The organism is Haloferax elongans ATCC BAA-1513 (assembly GCF_000336755.1).
GTDB classification, from domain to species: domain Archaea; phylum Halobacteriota; class Halobacteria; order Halobacteriales; family Haloferacaceae; genus Haloferax; species Haloferax elongans.
Map to the genome: position 1 here is coordinate 110,979 of NZ_AOLK01000024.1, position 17,730 is coordinate 128,708.

Genomic DNA, 17,730 nt, shown 5'->3' on the forward strand with positions numbered 1-17,730 from the left:
TATTTTAATAACTCAGAGTCGTATTTTATGAAACTGTAGTTTCTGTAGTACAAGCACAATTGTTTTCAAACGGCGCTCAGATTGTTAGCGCAAATGTCACGCCTACAACTCCCGCACGACGCCAAGGCGGGTCCCACGAAACCCGAGGTGAGAGCGGTGACACTCGACAAACTCGGCTTGCGCCCGACAGACCACTTCGTCGACGTTGGGTCGTGTACCGGCTCTGTCACCATCGAGGCGGCACGGCGAGTTCGACGAGTGACGGCAGTCGAGCGAAAACCGAACCGACTGGACGTCACGAAGAAAAATCTCGCCGCGAACGAGTACGACGCCGACGTGACGCTTCGCGAGGCGGAAGCCCCCGAAGGCCTCCCCGAAGACGCCGACGCGATGTTCATCGGCGGAAGCCGGAACTTCGAGGCGGTGCTCGACCACGCCGTCGAGACCGACGTGGACCGCATCGTGATGAACGTCTCGCGGGTCGAACCGACGGGTGCGGCCATCGAGGCGTTCCGCGAGCGCGACCTGCTCGACGAAGTCGTCCAGATGCAGGTGAACCACGGGTACGAACTCGCCGGAGCGACGAGTTTCCGGTCGAACAACCCCGTCTACATCATCGTCGGCCGACGCGACGCCGGAGGGCTGGACTGATGACCGTCTACGGAATCGGTCTCGGTCCCGGCGACGCCGACCTCGTGACCGTCAAAGGAAAGCGAATCCTCGAATCGGTCGATGTCGTCTACTCGCCGGGGCGACTCTCCCGGACAGTCGCGCTGAACCACGTTCCCGAAGAGCGAATCGGCGACCTCGACTTCCCGATGACGCGCGACCCGGACGAACTCCGGCGCGCGTGGAAGGAGGCCGCCGCGGAAGTCGCAGCGAGAGCCAAATCCGACGATGTCGCGTTCGTGACGCTCGGCGACCCGAACGTCTACTCAACCTTCGGTCACCTCCGCCGAACGCTCGACGCGTTCCACCCCGAAATCGAACTCGAAGTCGTCCCCGGTGTGAGCGCGATGACCGCGTTCGCAACCGCGCTCGGCGTCGAAATCGAGTCGGGAACCGGGCTCGCACTTCGCGAGGCCGCCAAGGGAGCAGCCCCGACCGGTCCCGACAGGATGATTCTGTTCAAGGTCACGGACGCTCCCGCGACCTACGAGGGGCTGACTGAAGCCGGATACGACGTGAAATTCGGCCGTCGGCTCTTCATGGAACAGGGCGAGACGCTCGTCACCTCCGACCCCGGGGAACTCGAAGAGCGCGACTACTACACGCTGGCCTACGCCGAGCGAGAGGGTATCGAACGCGACGTTGCGACCGCGGAATTCGAGGCCGAGTCGGCGGACGCCGACGCGGTCGAGCCGGAGGTGTCGAAATGAGCGACACCGTCGACGGCGACGCAGACACCGGGTTCACCGACAACGAGGGCATCCCCTTCATCGGTGCCGGTCCGGGCGACCCCGAACTGCTCACGGTCGCCGGACGGCGACTCGTCGAGGAAGCTGACCTCGTCGTTCACGCCGGGTCGCTCGTCAACAGTGAACTCTTGGACGAGTACTGCGACCACGCCGAACAGGTCAACAGCGTCGGCAAGGACCTCGAAGAGCTGATTCCGCTGATGGCCGACGCCTACGAATCCGGCGAGACGGTCGTCCGACTCCACAGCGGCGACCCGGCGATATACGGAGCCGCACTGGAGCAGATGGACGCGCTGGCGGAAGCGGGCGTTCCGACCTACCTCGTTCCGGGCGTCACCTCGGCGTTCGCCGCGAGCGCGACCCTCCGCACGCAGTTGACCCTGAATGAGGTCGCCAACCACGTCGTCTTCACCCGACCGCAGGGCCGAACACTCACTGCCGAAGAAGACCATATCAGCGATTTCGTCGGCTTCGGCGACACCACGGTCTGTATCTACCTCGGCACCCACGCCGTCGCGGAGACGATGGACCGCCTCCTCGACGAGGGCCACGACCCGGACACCCCCGTCGCGGTCGTCTACCACGCCTCGTGGCCGGACGAGGACGTTATCGAAGGCACCATCGAGACCATCGGCGAGAAGGTCGAAGACGCGGGCTATCGCGCTTCGGCACTCGTCATGATTGGCGACGCCGTCACTGGCTCGGACTACGAGCGGTCGTTCCTCTACGGCGACTGGGCCCGCGGCGGCGACGCACCGAACGACGACCCCGATTCTGAACCACAGGAGCGTGATGCACAATGAGTGATTCTGATTCCGGAAGCGGACACTGCCAAACGCCAGACAGCGACGGAGAGGTCGCACGCGAGATTGGCATCGTCAGTTTCGAGCGAAAGATGGAGACGGCCGAGGAAATCAAGGCCGAACTCGCCGACGACTACGACCGCATCGACATTCTGCCCTACCACGGCGAGGTGTTCGCCGAGCACTGGGGCGAATACGACTGTTTCGTCGGCCTGATGGCCAGCGGCATCGCCATGCGAAAGACCGCTGGCCTCCTCGACGACAAGTGGGACGACCCCGCGGTCGTCGTCGTGGACGAAGAACTGACGTGGGCGATTCCGCTCACGGGTGGCCACCACGGCGCGAATCAAGTCGCCTACGACCTTTCGAAACTCGGCGCGGTCCCGGCGATGACGACCGCCTCCGAGGCGGCCGGAAAGCAGGGCGTCGAGAGCAAGGCGAAGGCACTCGACACGCACGTCGTCAACGGCGATTCGACCGTTGCGACGAACCTCGCGGTCCTCAACGACGAACTCGGGCCAGTCGCCCGACTCGACGGCCCGAAAGCCGTCCTCGTCGACGACGACGTGACCGTCCTCAAACGAAACGGCGACGACGGCGTCGTCCTCGGAACTGGCAGCGTCTCCGGCGCGAAGAAAGAGCAGTTCCTGACCGCGTGGGAACGCGCCCTCGACGACGCCGACTGCGACTGGGGCGACGTGGACTTCGTCGCGACCGGGACGCGAAAGGCCGACGAACCCGGCATGCTCGACGCTGCCCAAGAAATCGGCGCGGGCGTCGTCTACTTCGAGAAGGAGACGCTGACCGAGTTCGAAGGACCGACCCCGTCGCGGTCGAAGGAACTCATCGGCTGGCCGGGAATTGCTGAAGCGAGCGCGATTGCTGGCGGCCGTGACCACGAACTGGTCGTCGAGAAACAGCGCTACGACGATGCAGTGACCGTGGCGGTGGGACGATGAGCGACGGTGCGGAGACGATGAACGACGGCGCGGCGACGGCGACAGACAGCCACTCGGAAGTCCCCGACGATTACGGCACACTCTACGTGGTCGGCATCGGCCCCGGCCTCCCGGCGCACATGACCCAGCGCGCTAAGGAAGTCATCCAAACCGCAGACTGCGTGGTCGCGTCGAACCTGTATCAGGAGTTCCTCCGCGACGACGACACGCTCCCGCCCAAGGACAGCGACGACGGCCCGGAAGTCGTCCGGTCGTCGATGGGCCAGCAGGTCGAACTGACCCGCGAGGCCTTCGAGCGAGTTCGCGCGGGAGAGGACGTAGCGCACGTCTCCGGCGGCGACCCGAACGTCTACGGCAAGTCCGACCTCGTGTTCACGATGGCCGACGCCGACGACGCGACGGACGTGCCAATCGAAATCGTCCCCGGCGTGACCGCCGCGCTCGGCGGCGCGGCGATGATGGGTGCGCCGCTGTCGAACGACTTCTGTACCATCTCGTTGTCCGACAAGTGGCGCGGGTGGGACGAAATCGAGGAGAAACTGCGCGCGGCCGCCATCAGCAACTTCGTCATCGTCCTGTACAACTGCTGGCGGAACTACACCCGCGCCATCGACATCATCCGCGAGGAACGCGACGACGACGTTCCGGTCGGCATCTTCAACGACGCAGGCCGGGGCGAAGCCGGTCGAAATCTGGACGACGAGACGTTCTCGATTACGACCCTCGGCGACGCGAAATCCCACGACGAGGACGTCGGCGGGATGGGAACGTCGATTCTCATCGGCACCCACGAGACCGAACCCTGGAGCAACGACTACGAAACGTACCTCGTCACGCCCCGCGGCGGGCGCGACGTCGACGACTTCTAATCCATGAGCGACAGCAACACAGCATCCGAATCGAAGTGCGGCGGAAAGACGACCGAATCAAGCGACTCCTCGGCCTCCAAATGCGGCGGGTCGAAGAAGTCGGACTCCTCGTCGAGTTCCAAGTGCGGCGGGTCGAAGAAAGAACAGACCGACGAGAAAGTCGAAGCGACAATCGACGACTTCGACGGCGAACCCGGCCAACTCGTCGCGGTCGGTCTCGGCCCCGGCCGAGCGAGCGAGATGACGACGCTGGCGAAAGAGACGCTCCGCGACGCAGAACACATCGTCGGCTACACGACCTACATCGAACTCCTCCCGGACGACATCGTCGAAGGCGCAGAAGACATCTACTCGACGCCGATGTGCGGCGAAGTCTCCCGAACCGAAGAGGCAATCGACCGGACGCTCGCCGGAAACGACGTGGCAATCGTCGGCAGCGGCGACCCGAACGTCTACGCGCTGGCCGGTCTCGCGCTCGAAATCCTCGAATCGAAGGGCGCGACCGCGAGCATGGTCGATTTCGACGTGGTTGCCGGTGTGCCCGCTGCGCAGTCCTGTGCGGCCCGACTGGGTGCGCCACTGGTGAACGACACCGTCACCATCAGCCTCTCTGACCACCTGACGTCGATGCCGACCATCGAGTCGCGTCTGCACTCGGCCGCGAAAGAGGGCTTCACCATCGTCATCTACAACCCGTGGAGTCGCAAGCGCCGGTCGAACTACGAGAAGTGCTGTGAGATTCTGCTCGAACACCGCGCCCCCGAGACGCCGGTCGGTATCGTCCACGGCGCGGGCCGCGACGACGAGGAAGTCGAAATCGTCGAACTGCAAGACCTCCCCGAACTCGGCGAGACCGACCTCGTGGACATGACGACGACGCTGCTCGTCGGCAACGAGGAGACCTACGTCTGGGACGACCGGATGGTGACGCCCCGCGGCTACGAACAGAAATACGAGTACTGAGATGTTCGAAATCGAAATCGACCGCGACGCCTGCGACGGCATCTTCGCCTGCCTCACCCGCGACGAGCGGTTCATCGAAGACGACGACGGACTCGCCACGGTCGACCCGAACGCAGCGGGCGTCGTGTCAGTGTCTCGGGATGGCGACAGAGTCGTTGCGACCGTCGATGGCGACATCGACGACGCGAACCTCGCCGCGAAAGCGTGCCCGCCAAATGCCATCGTGATTCGGGAGGCAGAGACATGAGCGATACCGGTATCGACACTGAGACCGAGACCGACACCGATATCGATGTCGCCCCCGCCGACGACCTGCTGAAGAGCGCGCCCGAGACGGCCTACCTTTGGGGCCACGTCGCCGGGAGCGGTGATATCGAAGCTGAGGCGGCGACGATTCACACGAACGACGAGACGTGCGCGAATCGCCTCGCCGCAATCGCCGGGGGCGGCGACATCGACAAACAGGAGACAGCGCACCCCTACGCGCACAACACCTCCGTCACCCGCCGGAAGGACGAGTACCTCGTCACAATCGAAGGCGCAGTCGTCGCGAACGCGACCGGCGCGTTCGGCCTCCCAGTCGGCGACGACGCGGGCGGCTACCGATTCGACGTGTTCGAGGACGCCCGGAAACAACTGCTCCGGGGCCTCCTCGAAAGCTGCGGGACGGTCTGTTTCAAGTCCTCCAGCGGCACGGTCGGCATCTCGTTCGTCCACGACGACCGGAATCTGCTGGAGCGAATCGACCGCCTGCTCGACTCCTGTCCAGTAGACGCGCCGACTGGCGACATCAGTGAAACCTCCTCGGGTGGCTACTGGTTCGGCATCGACGACGACGCCGCGGGAGACTTCGGCACGTGGGTCTACGACGGCAGCGGCGAGACGAACCTGTTCGCGCCGACGCGCCGACAGAAGCTCACGCGAAGCCTCGAAGAGGCCGAAAACGCATGAACCACCCCGGTTCTGAACGAGCATGACAGCCGCCAAGCCCGAACGAGCATGACACCCACCGAATCCGACCACGAATGAGTCTCGACCATCCCTCACTCGACGACGAGACGGTCCTCCTCGTCGGCCACGGGTCGCGCCGAGAGAAATCCAACGAGCAGGTTCGGACGCTCGCCTCCAAACTCGAATCTCACCTGTCGCTCCCCGTCGACGCGGCGTATATCGAGCTTGCCGAACCCGCAATCGAAGACGCCATCGAGTCACTGGCACCGACGTGCCAGTCGATGACCGTCGTTCCGCTGTCGCTGTTCGCCGCCAGCCACGTCAAAAACGACGTTCCGCTGGCGGTCCAGACCGCCCGGGCGCAGTACGACGACCTGAACTTCCACGTCGGGTCGCACCTCGGTATCCATCCCTCTATCGTGGACCTGCTCGACGACCGCGCTCGGGCCGTCGAGACCGACCTCGGCGTCGACCGCGAGGCTGACGACGTGGCGGTCGTCCTGTGCGCCCGCGGGTCGAGCGACCCGGATTCGAACGGCGACGTGCACAAACTGGCCCGGCTGCTCTACGAGGGCCGCGAATTCACCCGCGTCGAGTCGGCCTTCATCGGCGTCACGACGCCCCGCCTCGAAGAGACGCTTCACATCGTGGCGAAAGACCGGCCGGACGCAATCGTCGTCCTCCCGTACATGCTCGGTGACGGCGTCCTGACCCAGCGAATCGTCGACAAGACGGAGACGTTCGACGAGGAGTATCCTTACGTTCGCGCTGGCGCATCTGGGCCGCTTGGCACCGACAGCCGAGTCGTGGATGTACTCGCCGACCGCTGCCAGGAAGCGCGGACCGGGAGCGTGCAGATGTCCTGTGACACCTGCAAGTACAAAGTCGAACTCTCGGGCTACGAAGAAGACCAAGGCGGCGCTCGTGCGATGCTCCGCTCGCTCGTGCATCAGGCCGAACACGCCGACCGGAGCGACGTCGACGACGACCCGCACGTCCACGACGCGCCCGAGAAACACGTCGCCGTCTGTACGAACCAGACCTGCGCCGCGAGCGGCGCGGCCACCGTTCTCGAACGCCTCAGACAGGAGTCGCGGGACGCCGACGACTGCGACGTGCACGTCTCGCGCAGTTCCTGTCTGGGGCAGTGTGGTGACGGCCCAATCGTCGCCGTCTATCCTGATAGCATCTGGTACGGCGGCGTGACGCCCGACGACACAGAACGCATCGTTTCGTCCCACCTCGAACGGGACCGCATCGTCTCCGACCTCGTCCACCAATCACTCTAACCATGGCATGCGCTGAACTCGAAGCACTCCGACTCGCACTGATGAACATCACCGGCACGACCGACGAGAGCGTCAAACGACACGCCGAAGCCGAACTCGAAGGCTACCTCGACGAACCCGGCCCGATTCAGGCGCTCGCGAACGCGACCACCCTCGACGAGGCACAGCGGCACCTCGACGCCGCCCTCGTCGACCTCGAAGAGAAGGCGACGCAGACGCCGAACGACGACCCGAAATCCGGCTATCTCCGAGGTCGTGTCATCGCTGTCCGGGACGCCGAGCGGTCGCTTCGGCGACTTCGCACCCAGACGGACTCACTCCTCGACGACCTCGGCGAGGCGCACCACGGCCTTCACGACACGTTCCCCGTCGAGGAGTAACGCGATGGCCGACTTCACGAACCACCGCGAACTGGGACCCCTCGACGCCGCCCGAAGCCGACACAACTGGGCGCGGTCGGCAGTCGCGACGGCCGACAGCCGTGTGTTCGTCGGCACAGCAGACGGTCGAATCGTGGCGTACGATTCGGCTCTCGACCGTGTGCAGTGGGATGCAGACGGTGGGGAACAGCAAGACGCGACCGGCGACCACCGAATCGTCTCGATGGCCGCAACCAACGACTGTCTCGTCGTCGGCGAACGCGGCGGCGACGGCACCATCAGCGCCTTCGACCCGGAGACGGGAACAGAGCGCTGGTCGTACGCGACGACCGACGATATCGGTACTGCGACGAAGGACTCGCTGTTTTTCCTCCCTTACGTCGTCGATGTCGCGGTCACAGAGGAGCGAGTCGTCGCCGCCGCCAGACGCTACGAACGCGACGGTGAGAAGCGAGTCTGGTCGAGCGTCGTCCTCGGATTCGACCACGACGGCGCGGTCCAGTGGCGCTCCTGGGTCGCCGCCTCGCCAATCGCGCTGGATACCGATGGCGAGCGCGTCGCCGTCGCGTACAACCGCTGTCCCGAACCTGAGCAAGATGGACTCGTCGTGCTGGACGCCGAAACGGGCGATTCGGTCACGACGTGGGACCCCGAACTCGACGCAGAACGCCGCGTCGGCGACGTGGCGTTCGCGGGCGACGACATCGCCGTCTCCTGCCACGGCGACAAGCGCGGCTATCTGCTCGATTCCGACGGGAAAGAGCGGTGGTCGGTCGACCTCGCGGTGAAAGAACCAATCGGCGACGAGACGGTGTACGCCTATCCGAACCACGTGTGCGTCGCCGACAGTGTCGCGGTCTTCGTGACGGGCAACACGTTCGCTGAATCGACCCGCGACCCGGACGCGAGACATCCACAGGAACACACTGCGTTCGCTGTCGAAGACGGCGAGATACTGTGGACCCACGATATCGGCGGGTTCGCCCGCGGCGTCGAGTCAGTCGGTGAGCACGCACTCATCCCTTCGGCCCAGAACTTCCGGCGGCGGAGCGCCGACACCCACGGCGTCCACGTCTTCGATGCGGAAGGCGGACACAGCGAGACGACCGCACTGTCGGGGATTCCGACGGCGCTCGCAGTCGGCGACGGCCTGCTCGCAGTGGTCGAAGAGCCAGTCGAATATCACGACGAAGAAGTCACGCACGGAGCGTATCGACTCCACTCAGGAACGCTGGAATAGCTGTTTTCGGGGGGTCAGCGCTCCTGTTCGGACGTCGCCGCGTCCGCCACTCGTTCTGCCGAGAGTTCTGAAAGCGGGATTCGCTGGCCGCCCGTCTCGGAGACGAGGATATCGGTCACGCCGACGCCGTCATCTCCGGCATCGACGACGACGACCGAGGCATCCGCGGTTGCGAGTTGCCGCGCCGCCGAGCGCGTCTCCCCGGTCGGACTGCCGTCGGCGACGTTGGCCCGGCCGTCGGTTACGACGACGACGAGCGACGAGTCGGCCTTCGCGTGGGTGACAAGTCGGTGTGCTGCGTCCAATCCGGACGGAAGCGGCGTTCTATCGCCCGTCGGGAGTTCCTTCAGGTGGCGGGCCGCGAGCGTCACGCTGTTGGTCGGCGGAAGGAGCACTTCGGCCGAGTCGCCAGCGACCGCGACGAACGCGACTTCGTCTCGTTGCTGGTAGGCGTCTTCGAGGAGAGCCATCACCGTCCCTTTCGTCTGGCGCATCGCCGACCGCATCGACGCGCTCGCGTCCACGACGAAGACGACGAGCGAGCGGGCCGAGCCGCGTTTGACCGACGTTTTGAGGTCTGATTTGGTGACGCTGGTTCGCCCGCCGGTCGCCGCCGCCCGAACCGAGGCGGCCACGTCGATGTCGTCGGATCCCGTCGCCGATTCGGTTCGAACTCGTGACCCGCGTCCCTGCCGCGATTCGCCGACAGTGGCCCGGGTTCCGCCGCCGGGCGTCTCTGCTCGTAGCTCCGTGTCGTCGACTGGTGGTTGGTCGACCTCGCCGATTGACGCCCGCTGCTGTCCGGGAAGAAGGGGCGTCGCTTCGGGTGCGTCGTCTTCGTCGTCAGAATCCGAGTCCGACGGAGAGTTGTCGTCGCGGTCGTGGTCGGAGTCGCCTTCGTTGTCGTCGCTATCGTTGCCGTCGCCTTCGTGGTTTGGGGCCGTCTCGATGTCGCGGGACTCAGACCCGTCCTCGTCTGTCGGAGAGTCGCCGCCGCTTTCGCCGTCACGCTCCGAATCTCCGTTTCCCTCGTCGCCAGTTTCTGTCTCGCTGTCGGCGCCCGTTTCGTTGTCGGGGTCCGTCTCGTCTTCGGCGTTCGTTTCGCCATCGGCGTCTGTCTCATTGTCGGCGTCACCCTCACCCGACTGTTCTTCGTCGTCGAAGTGGTCGTCGAGAATCTCGTCGGTGTCGGGGGCGTCGTCGAACGGTCGGCTCTGGAGGCGATGGGGGAGCGCGAGCGCGGCCGCCTCGCGAACGTCGCCCTCGATGACCTTGGTTCGGCCGTCGAGGGCGGCCAGCGTCCGAGCCGTACGGGCGATGGCGATGTCGGCCCGGTGGCCCTCGACGCCCGCGTCCAGACAGAGTTCGGCGATGTCGCGCTTGAAGTCAGTTGGGAGCGAGACGGCGTCCAGCAGGTCCGCCGCGTCGTGGACCCGCGATTGCAAGGCTTCGGTCTCGTCGCGGTACGCGTCGGAGGCCGGGGGCGACTCGGAACCTGCTGCCGACGAGTCGCGGCCGCGGTTCAGCGCGCGGTCGATAATCGTGACTCGCTCGTCGATGTCGCGGCTTCCGACGACAGTCGCCTGTAGCGCGAATCGGTCCCGAAGTTGCGGACGTAGGTCGCCCTCTTCGGGGTTCATCGTCCCGACGAGCGTGAACTCCGCGGGGTGTTCGACGCTCACACCGTCGCGTTCGACGCGGTTGACGGCACTTGCGGCCGCGTCCAACAGGAGGTCCACGAGGTGGTCGTCGAGGAGATTGACCTCGTCCACGTAGAGGATGCCGCGGTTTGCGCGAGCGAGCAGGCCGGGGTCGAAGGTGGCCTCTCCGGCAAGTGCATCTGAGACCGAGAGCGTCCCGACGACCCGGTCCCGAGTCGCGCCGAGCGGGAGCGTGACGAGCGGGACCGACCGCAATTCTACCTCGTGGTCGTCGCGCTCGCGGCACGACTCGCACTGTCGGGGCGGGTCGTCTGGCGGACATCCGTAGGGGCAGTCCACGACGACTGTCTGTTTCGGCAGCAACTCAGAGAGCGCCCTGACGGCGGTCGATTTCGCCGTCCCCTTCTCGCCGCGGACGAGCAAGCCGTCCAATTTGTCGTTCACGCCGACGGCCAAGAGCGCCCGCTTCAACTCCGCCTGCCCGACGATTGCCGGGAACGGAAACGACTGCGTCTTCATGAAGTCATGAAACCTTACTTGTAGTAGGGCAATAATGCTTTACTAAGAATGCCAACAATCGGCTTGTACACGGCAACCGAAAACGAGTTGGGTGCGGTCCAACAGGCCGCCCAGCGACTGGACGGACTCGACCTCGTCGTCCGGTCTTCGAGCGACCTTGACGACGTGACCGACGTGGACGCGTTCGTCGACGAAATCGAGTCGGCGACGGCAGTCGTGCTCTGGCTGCACGGGTCCGAAGACAGCATGCCCGGCTACGACCACGCCGTCGAGCGACTGGCCGACGCGGGCGTCCCGCTCGTCGTCAAATCAACTGGCGACGCTTTCGCCCTCCAGGATACGACCGTCGCCGAGGAAGACCGCGACCGAGCCTACGAATACCTCGAACGCGGCGGTGTGGTGAACATCGAGAACCTCTGTCGGTTCCTCGCCACCGAGTACGACGACTTCGACGCGGCACCCGACGACCCGGTCGAACTGCCGACCGAGGGCGTCTACCACCCGGACTACCCCGGCGTCGAGTACGAGGAACTACTCGACACCCACGACGACGACAAGCCGACGATTGGCCTGTGGTTCTACGAATCCCACTGGACGCACGCGAACACGCGGTACGTCGATGCGATGGTCGAACGACTGGAATCGCTCGGCGCGAACGTCCTGCCTGCGTTCTGTAACCCCGCGACCGACGAGGAGGGGCAGGAGAACGCCGAGTGGGTCGCGAAAAACTGGTTCTCCGACGACGACGGCCCACTCGTCGATGCTGTGGTCAGTTCGTTCATGTTCTCGCTGTCGATGAGCGAGCGCGGCCGAAGCGCGTCCGACGAAGGCGACGATGCAGAAGACGTGTTCCTCACGGAACTCGGCGTCCCCGTGTTGCAGGCGATGACGACGATGCGGTCGCGCTCGCGGTACGAAGCAAGCGACACCGGCGTGATGGGCTTCGAACTCGCGCTCTCTGTCGCCCTGCCGGAGTTCGACGGTAACGTCATCACCCACCCGATTAGCGGGAAAGAGCGAATGGAAGACGAGGCGGGCGTCGGCAGCGCGCCGAAACAGCACTTCCCTATCGAGGACCGCGTGGACCACGTCGCCCGACTGGCAGTCAACTGGGCGAACCTTCGACACCTCTCGAACGACGAGAAGAACGTCGCCGTCGTCCTCCACAACTACCCACCGAGCGACGACGGCATCGGCACGGCCTTCGGGATGGACAGCCCGGCGAGTACAGTCAACCTCCTGTCCGAACTGCGGGAGCGTGGCTATTCCGTGGGCGACGTGCCGACCGACGGGCAGGCGCTCATCGAGGAACTCACGTCGCAACTCACTCTCGACGACCGCTGGGTCGCACCCGATGATGTTCGGGACCTGAGCGTCGACGTGGTCTCGCCCGACCAGTACGGCGAGTGGTTCGAGGAGACTGACGAACGCTTCCAAGAAAATCTCATCGACGAGTGGGGCGAACCGCCGGAGCGCCCCTTCGCGATTCCGGGCGTCGAGTTCGAAAACGTCCTCGTGACGGTCCAGCCGCCGCGCGGCTTCGGGATGGACCCCTCGAAGGTGTACCACGACTCGGACCTGCAGCCACCCCACGACTACCTCGCGTTCTACGGCTGGCTTCGAAACGAGTTCGAGGCCGACGCCGTGGTCCACCTCGGCACCCACGGGAGTCTCGAATGGCTGCCCGGCAAGACGGTCGGGCTGAACGGCGAGAGCGCGCCGGACCAGTTGGTCGGCGACCTCCCGAACGTCTACCCGTACATCATCAACAACCCCGGCGAGGGAACGCAGGCCAAGCGCCGCTCGTACGCAGCCATCGTCGATTACCTGACGCCCGTCATGCGAACCGCCGGAACCTACGACGACCTCGCCGACCTCGAAGAACTCGCCCGCGAGTACCGCGAGGCGGGGATGGACGAGGCGCGACCCGACCGCGGCGACCACCTCCGCGAACTCGTCTTAGAGGCGGTCGAAGAACTGGACCTCGCGGTCGAACTCGGCTTCGAGGACGCCGACGATATCGACTCGTTCGACCCCGGAAACGTCGATTTCGACAATCTCGTCGAGCGCATCCACGAGTACCTGACCGACGTGAAGACGACGCAGATTCGACTGGGGCTGCACACGATGAGCGAACCCCCAGAGAACGACCGCCTCGTGGAGTACCTCGTCGCTCTCACGCGACTGCCGAACGCCGACACGCCGAGCCTCCGAGCGAGCGTCGCGGGCGTCATGGGCGTCGATTACGACCAGATGCGAGACGAACCCGGAACCTACGACGAGGACCTCGGGATGTACCTCTCGGAGGCGGCCGACCACGTCTACGACCAGTGTGTCGAACTGGTCGAAACCCTCGCGGAACACGACTTCGACGTGCCCGAATCGGAGGTCGAAGCCGACCCCGACGACGAGGTGAACATGAACCTGCTCGTCGTCGATATCGACCAACTCGGCGACGCGCGAGCGAAGCGCGGCGCGCACGACGACCTCCGAGAGGTGCTGGCGTTCATCTGCGACGAGGCCGCCCCGCGAATCGCCGCCGCGGAAGACGAGATCCCGCAGACCGCGAACGCACTCGCAGGTGAATACGTCCAACCGGGTGGCTCCGGCGCACCGACTCGCGGCGGCGTAGACCTGCTCCCGACGGGCCGGAACTTCTACACGCTCGACCCCCGGAAGGTTCCCGCCAAACCGGCGTGGGACGTGGGCAAGCGCGTCGCTGAAGGCGTGCTCGAACGCCACCACGACGACCACGACGAGTACCCAGAGGAGTTCGGTGTCGTCGCGTGGGGGACGCCGACGGTTCGAACCCGCGGCGAAACCATCGCGCAGGTGCTCGCGTTCATGGGCGTCGAACCGGTCTGGACCGACGCGGGCCGCATCGACGACGTAGAGCCGATTCCGCTCGACGAACTCGACCGCCCGCGAATCGACGTGACCACCCGCGTCTCGGGACTCTTCCGCGACGCGTTCCCGCAAGCCGCGAGCGTTATCAACGACGCCGTGGACGTGGTCGTCGAACTCGACGAACCGCACGAGATGAACTACGTCAAGAAGCACGTCGAGGAGGAAGCCGAGGAGTTGGAAGCCGACGGCTTCGACGCCAGCGAGGCCGAGAAACTGGCCAAGCACCGCGTCTTCACGACCACGCCCGGCGGGTACGGCGCGGGGACGAACAAGGCAGTCGACGAAGGCAACTGGGACGACAGAAGCGACCTCGCGGACGTGTACGTCCAGTGGGGCGGCTACGCTCTCGGGAGTCGCGGCCGAGTGACCGAAGCCCACGACGCGTTCGAACGACGCCTGAGCGGAGTCGAAGCGACAGTGAAAATCGAAGACACCGCCGAGCAAGACGAGTTCGACTCGTCGGACTGGTACGCCTTCCACGGTGGGTTCATCTCCGCAGTCGGCGAGATTTCCGGCAGCGACCCGGCGTCCTATGTCGGCGACTCCAGCGACCCGGACAACCCACAGATCTACACCAACGAGGAGAAGGTTCGCAAGACGATGCGGGCGCGCGTCCTCAACCCCGATTGGCTCGATAGCATGGAAGAACACGGATACAAGGGTGCTGGCGACCTCTCGACGACGGTCGATGTCGCGCTCGGCTGGGACGCGACGACCGGCGTCGTCAGCGACACCCTCTGGGAGAGTCTCGCCGAAGCCTACGCCTTCGACGAGGACCGACAGGAGTGGATGCGCGACGTGAACCCGTGGGCGCTCGAAAGCATCACCGAGACGTTCATCGAGGCCATCGACCGCGGTCTCTGGGACGCCGACGCCGACGTGAAAGAACAGCTACAGGACATCAACCTCTCCGTCGAGGGAGACCTCGAAGCGAACACGACCAACGCGGTGACGCAGACCAATGACTGAAAAAGAAGCCTACGCGGACCTCGGTGCAACGACGCAGGAAGCGATGGATATCGCGGAGACGAGCATGGACATCGTCCGGACGTTCGTCCCCGACGAGACGCTGAACGACCGGCTGCGGCAGAAGGCGGTCCACTCGACCGGCGACATCGAGTTCCAGCACCTCATTCGCTGTCAGAACAACCCGGTCGTCGCCGGTGCGCGGGCCGTCCTCGACGAACAGCCAATCGTGACGGATATCACGATGGCGAAAGCCGGAATCACCGGCCGCGGCCACGACTGCCCGGTCCAGAAGGCAATCGGCAACGGTGCCGAACTCGCCGCCGAAACCGGAATGACACGCACCGCGGCCTCGGTGCTCGAACTCGACAAGCAAGGCGTCTACGAGGGTGCAATCGCGGTCGTCGGCAACGCCCCGACCGGCGCGCTCGCGCTTGCCGACTGCATCGAAGACGGAACTCGCCCGGCAGCAATCGTCGCCACCCCCGTCGGCTTCGTCAAAGCCGAGGAGAGTCGAAAACGCATCCGCGAGGTTGCCGACGAGTACGACATCCCCGCCGTGACGAACGTCGGAAAGCGAGGCGGAAGCGGCCTCGCGGCGGCGCTCACGAACGAACTGATTCACGTCGCGAGCGACGCCCGCGACGGCGAGGTGGACCTGACCGCTCATGAGTGAGGACGACCCGTACGACCTCGATTCGGGGCCGGACCCGGCGACGTTCGCGGCCACCGAACCCGAGCCGAACATCGAGGAGGCCGACAACCCAGTCTACGGCGTCGGCGTCGGCCCCGGGAATCTGGAGTATCTGACGCCGCGCGGCCTGCGAGCCATTCAGGAAGCCGACGTGGTCGTCGGCTTCCAGACGGTCGTCGATTTCGTCGCCGACGAGACCGACGCGGACCTGCTCACCTGTGGGTACGCCGACGAAGCCGAGGCGCTAAACGAGTTCGCCGAGCGCGTCGCGGCCGGTGAGCGCGGGACGGCAGTCCTGATGGGCGACCCGAACCACTCGGGCTACCAGTTCCTCGGGAAAGTTCAGCGGGCGGTTCGGCGAGTGTCCAAGCGGCCGGTCAAGGCGATTCCGGGCATCTCCTCGCTGCAAATCGCCGCGAGCCGCGCGCGAACGCCGATGGAGGACACCCGATTCGTCACGCTCCACAAGAGCGGGTCGCTGGACTCCGACCTCGACCGGCTCGCCGAAGTCGTCGGCGAGCGACACCTCCTCGTGTTGCCGCGCCCGTTCGATTTGATGCCCGGCGATATCGCCGACTTCCTGCTCGACTCCGGCGCTGACGAGTCGCTGGACGCGCTCGTTCTCGAACGACTGACCCACGACGACGAACACATCACGCGAACGACGCTCGGCGAACTGAGCGAGTCTGCCGGTGGGAGTGGTCCCGAATCGACGCCGTACTCGGACCTGTCCGTACTTGCGGTTCGCGCGCCTATTGGGGAGGAAGAACGAGCATGAAAGGGTTCGTCCTCGGCGGCACGAGTTCCGGCGTCGGAAAGACAGTCGCGACGCTGGCTATCGTGAAGGCACTCCAAGACGCAGGATACAGCGTCCAGCCCGCGAAGGCCGGACCCGATTTCATCGACCCGAGCCACCACGAGCAGGTCGCCGGACGGCCATCACGGACACTCGACCTGTGGCTCGAAGGCGACGACGGCGTCCGCCGGAACTACTACCGCGGTGAGGGCGGCATCTGCGTCGTCGAGGGCGTGATGGGACTGTACGATGGCGACGGTTCGAGTACCGCGATGGTCGCCGAAGCGCTCGATATTCCGGTCGTGTTGGTCGTCGATGCCAAAGCCGGGATGGAGAGCGTCGCGGCTACTGCGCATGGATTCCGCGAATACGCCGCACATGCTGGACGCGACATCGACGTTGCCGGAATCGTTGCCCAGCGCGCCCACGGCGGCCGCCACGAAAACGGCATCAAAGACGCCCTTCCGCCGGGTATCGACTACTTCGGTCGCATTCCGCCGCGGTCGAATCTCGAAATCCCGGACCGGCATCTGGGACTCCACATGGGCGATGAGTCGCCACTGGACGAGGATGCGCTGTCGGAGGCTGCCGAATCCTTGCGCCCCGAGCAATTGGTCGATGCCGCGCGGGAACCGCCTCGGCCAGCCTCCGAAGAGCCGCCCGAGAAGACCGGCGCACGAGTCGCACTCGCCCGCGACGAAGCGTTCTGCTTTGCCTATCCTGCAAGTGTCGAACGCCTCCGAGAGCGAGCCGACGTGGTGACGTTCTCCCCCGTCGCTGGCGACGAACTTCCAGAGTGCGATGGCGTCTACCTCCCCGGCGGCTACCCTGAACTCCACGGCCCCGAACTGGAACAGAGTCCAGCACTCGACGACATCGCCGACCGCGCCGCTGACGGCCTCCCGGTGTTTGGAGAGTGCGGCGGGCTGATGGCGCTCACCGAGTCGCTGACGACTGACGACGGCACGTACGAGATGGCCGGCGTGCTCCCGGCGTCCGTGACGATGTGCGACCGCTATCAGGCGCTCGACCACGTGGAACTGCAGGCGAAGACAGACACGCTCACCGCAGGGCAGGACGGTCACCTCCGCGGTCACGAGTTCCACTACTCCAGTGCAGACGTCGATTCGGACGCACGCTTTGCCTTCGACGTGGTCAGAGGAAGTGGGATTCAGGATAGTTCAGACGGCCTCTTCGAGTATCAGACGCTCGGCACCTACTGCCACGTCCACGCAGAGAGCGGGGCGTTCGATACGTTCGTCGAGCGTCTGTAGTCGCTCCTCGAGACAGCTTCTCGGAATCTTCCCGGAAGCGT

Annotated in this window: 16 protein-coding genes; 15 read left to right on the forward strand and 1 reads right to left on the reverse strand. The window is 65.2% G+C overall.

Features of this window, described 5'->3' with window-relative positions; translation table 11 throughout:
* The first annotated feature begins 93 nt into the window (after positions 1 to 93).
* The 11 genes from cbiT (at position 94) to C453_RS18580 (ending at position 8,872) form a co-directional block, all read left to right on the forward strand.
* Positions 94 to 651 carry a precorrin-6Y C5,15-methyltransferase (decarboxylating) subunit CbiT gene (gene cbiT / locus C453_RS18530; protein ID WP_008327007.1) on the forward strand — a complete coding sequence of 186 codons (558 nt, stop codon included), beginning with the start codon at positions 94 to 96 and terminating at the stop codon, positions 649 to 651.
* Positions 651 to 1,379, forward strand: a complete 729-nt coding sequence (locus tag C453_RS18535; RefSeq protein WP_008327009.1) for a cobalt-factor II C(20)-methyltransferase — start codon at positions 651 to 653, stop codon at positions 1,377 to 1,379. The genes cbiT and C453_RS18535 overlap by 1 nt, the downstream gene beginning before the upstream one ends.
* Complete coding sequence (locus tag C453_RS18540; RefSeq protein ID WP_008327010.1) at positions 1,376 to 2,221, forward strand: cobalt-precorrin-4/precorrin-4 C(11)-methyltransferase; 846 nt, start codon at positions 1,376 to 1,378, stop codon at positions 2,219 to 2,221. Before C453_RS18535 ends, C453_RS18540 begins: the two co-directional genes overlap by 4 nt.
* Positions 2,218 to 3,180 carry a cobalt-precorrin 5A hydrolase gene (gene cbiG, locus C453_RS18545; protein WP_008327012.1) on the forward strand — a complete coding sequence of 321 codons (963 nt, stop codon included), beginning with the start codon at positions 2,218 to 2,220 and terminating at the stop codon, positions 3,178 to 3,180. Before C453_RS18540 ends, cbiG begins: the two co-directional genes overlap by 4 nt.
* Before the next feature lie 17 nt (positions 3,181 to 3,197).
* Positions 3,198 to 4,049, forward strand: a complete 852-nt coding sequence (locus C453_RS18550) for a precorrin-3B C(17)-methyltransferase (RefSeq protein WP_049907921.1) — start codon at positions 3,198 to 3,200, stop codon at positions 4,047 to 4,049.
* 3 nt (positions 4,050 to 4,052) lie between these two features.
* Positions 4,053 to 5,012, forward strand: coding sequence for a precorrin-3B C(17)-methyltransferase (gene cobJ / locus C453_RS18555; RefSeq protein ID WP_008327015.1), 960 nt, complete (start codon positions 4,053 to 4,055; stop codon positions 5,010 to 5,012).
* Position 5,013: 1 nt separating this feature from the next.
* A complete protein-coding gene (locus C453_RS18560) occupies positions 5,014 to 5,259 on the forward strand; it encodes a ferredoxin (protein ID WP_008327016.1) in 246 nt (81 codons plus the stop codon).
* The gene (locus tag C453_RS18565) at positions 5,256 to 5,963 is read left to right on the forward strand and encodes a hypothetical protein (protein WP_008327018.1); all 708 of its coding nucleotides are present in this window, start codon (positions 5,256 to 5,258) and stop codon (positions 5,961 to 5,963) included. The genes C453_RS18560 and C453_RS18565 overlap by 4 nt, the downstream gene beginning before the upstream one ends.
* Positions 5,964 to 6,037: 74 nt before the next feature.
* Positions 6,038 to 7,252, forward strand: a complete 1,215-nt coding sequence (locus tag C453_RS18570) for a CbiX/SirB N-terminal domain-containing protein (RefSeq protein WP_008327019.1) — start codon at positions 6,038 to 6,040, stop codon at positions 7,250 to 7,252.
* Positions 7,253 to 7,254: 2 nt separating this feature from the next.
* On the forward strand, positions 7,255 to 7,632 hold the full coding sequence (locus C453_RS18575; RefSeq protein WP_008327020.1) for a DUF3209 family protein: 378 nt from the start codon (positions 7,255 to 7,257) through the stop codon (positions 7,630 to 7,632).
* A 4-nt stretch (positions 7,633 to 7,636) separates the two neighbouring features.
* Complete coding sequence (locus C453_RS18580) at positions 7,637 to 8,872, forward strand: outer membrane protein assembly factor BamB family protein (RefSeq protein ID WP_008327022.1); 1,236 nt, start codon at positions 7,637 to 7,639, stop codon at positions 8,870 to 8,872.
* 14 nt (positions 8,873 to 8,886) lie between these two features.
* On the opposite strand, the gene C453_RS18585 is transcribed toward C453_RS18580, so the two are convergent.
* Positions 8,887 to 11,052, reverse strand: coding sequence for a VWA domain-containing protein (locus tag C453_RS18585; RefSeq protein ID WP_008327024.1), 2,166 nt, complete (start codon positions 11,050 to 11,052; stop codon positions 8,887 to 8,889).
* A gap of 48 nt (positions 11,053 to 11,100) precedes the next feature.
* Here C453_RS18585 and cobN point away from each other — a divergent pair, with 48 nt between their 5' ends.
* From cobN to C453_RS18605, 4 genes are read left to right on the forward strand one after another with little or no spacing between them, the layout of a single operon-like run.
* The gene (cobN, locus tag C453_RS18590; protein ID WP_008327026.1) at positions 11,101 to 14,928 is read left to right on the forward strand and encodes a cobaltochelatase subunit CobN; all 3,828 of its coding nucleotides are present in this window, start codon (positions 11,101 to 11,103) and stop codon (positions 14,926 to 14,928) included.
* A complete protein-coding gene (locus tag C453_RS18595) occupies positions 14,921 to 15,601 on the forward strand; it encodes a precorrin-8X methylmutase (RefSeq protein ID WP_008327027.1) in 681 nt (226 codons plus the stop codon). The genes cobN and C453_RS18595 overlap by 8 nt, the downstream gene beginning before the upstream one ends.
* Complete coding sequence (locus C453_RS18600) at positions 15,594 to 16,397, forward strand: cobalt-precorrin-7 (C(5))-methyltransferase (RefSeq protein WP_008327030.1); 804 nt, start codon at positions 15,594 to 15,596, stop codon at positions 16,395 to 16,397. Before C453_RS18595 ends, C453_RS18600 begins: the two co-directional genes overlap by 8 nt.
* Entirely contained in the window at positions 16,394 to 17,689 is a 1,296-nt protein-coding gene (locus C453_RS18605; RefSeq protein WP_008327031.1) for a cobyrinic acid a,c-diamide synthase, read from the forward strand. Before C453_RS18600 ends, C453_RS18605 begins: the two co-directional genes overlap by 4 nt.
* Positions 17,690 to 17,730: the final 41 nt, after the last annotated feature.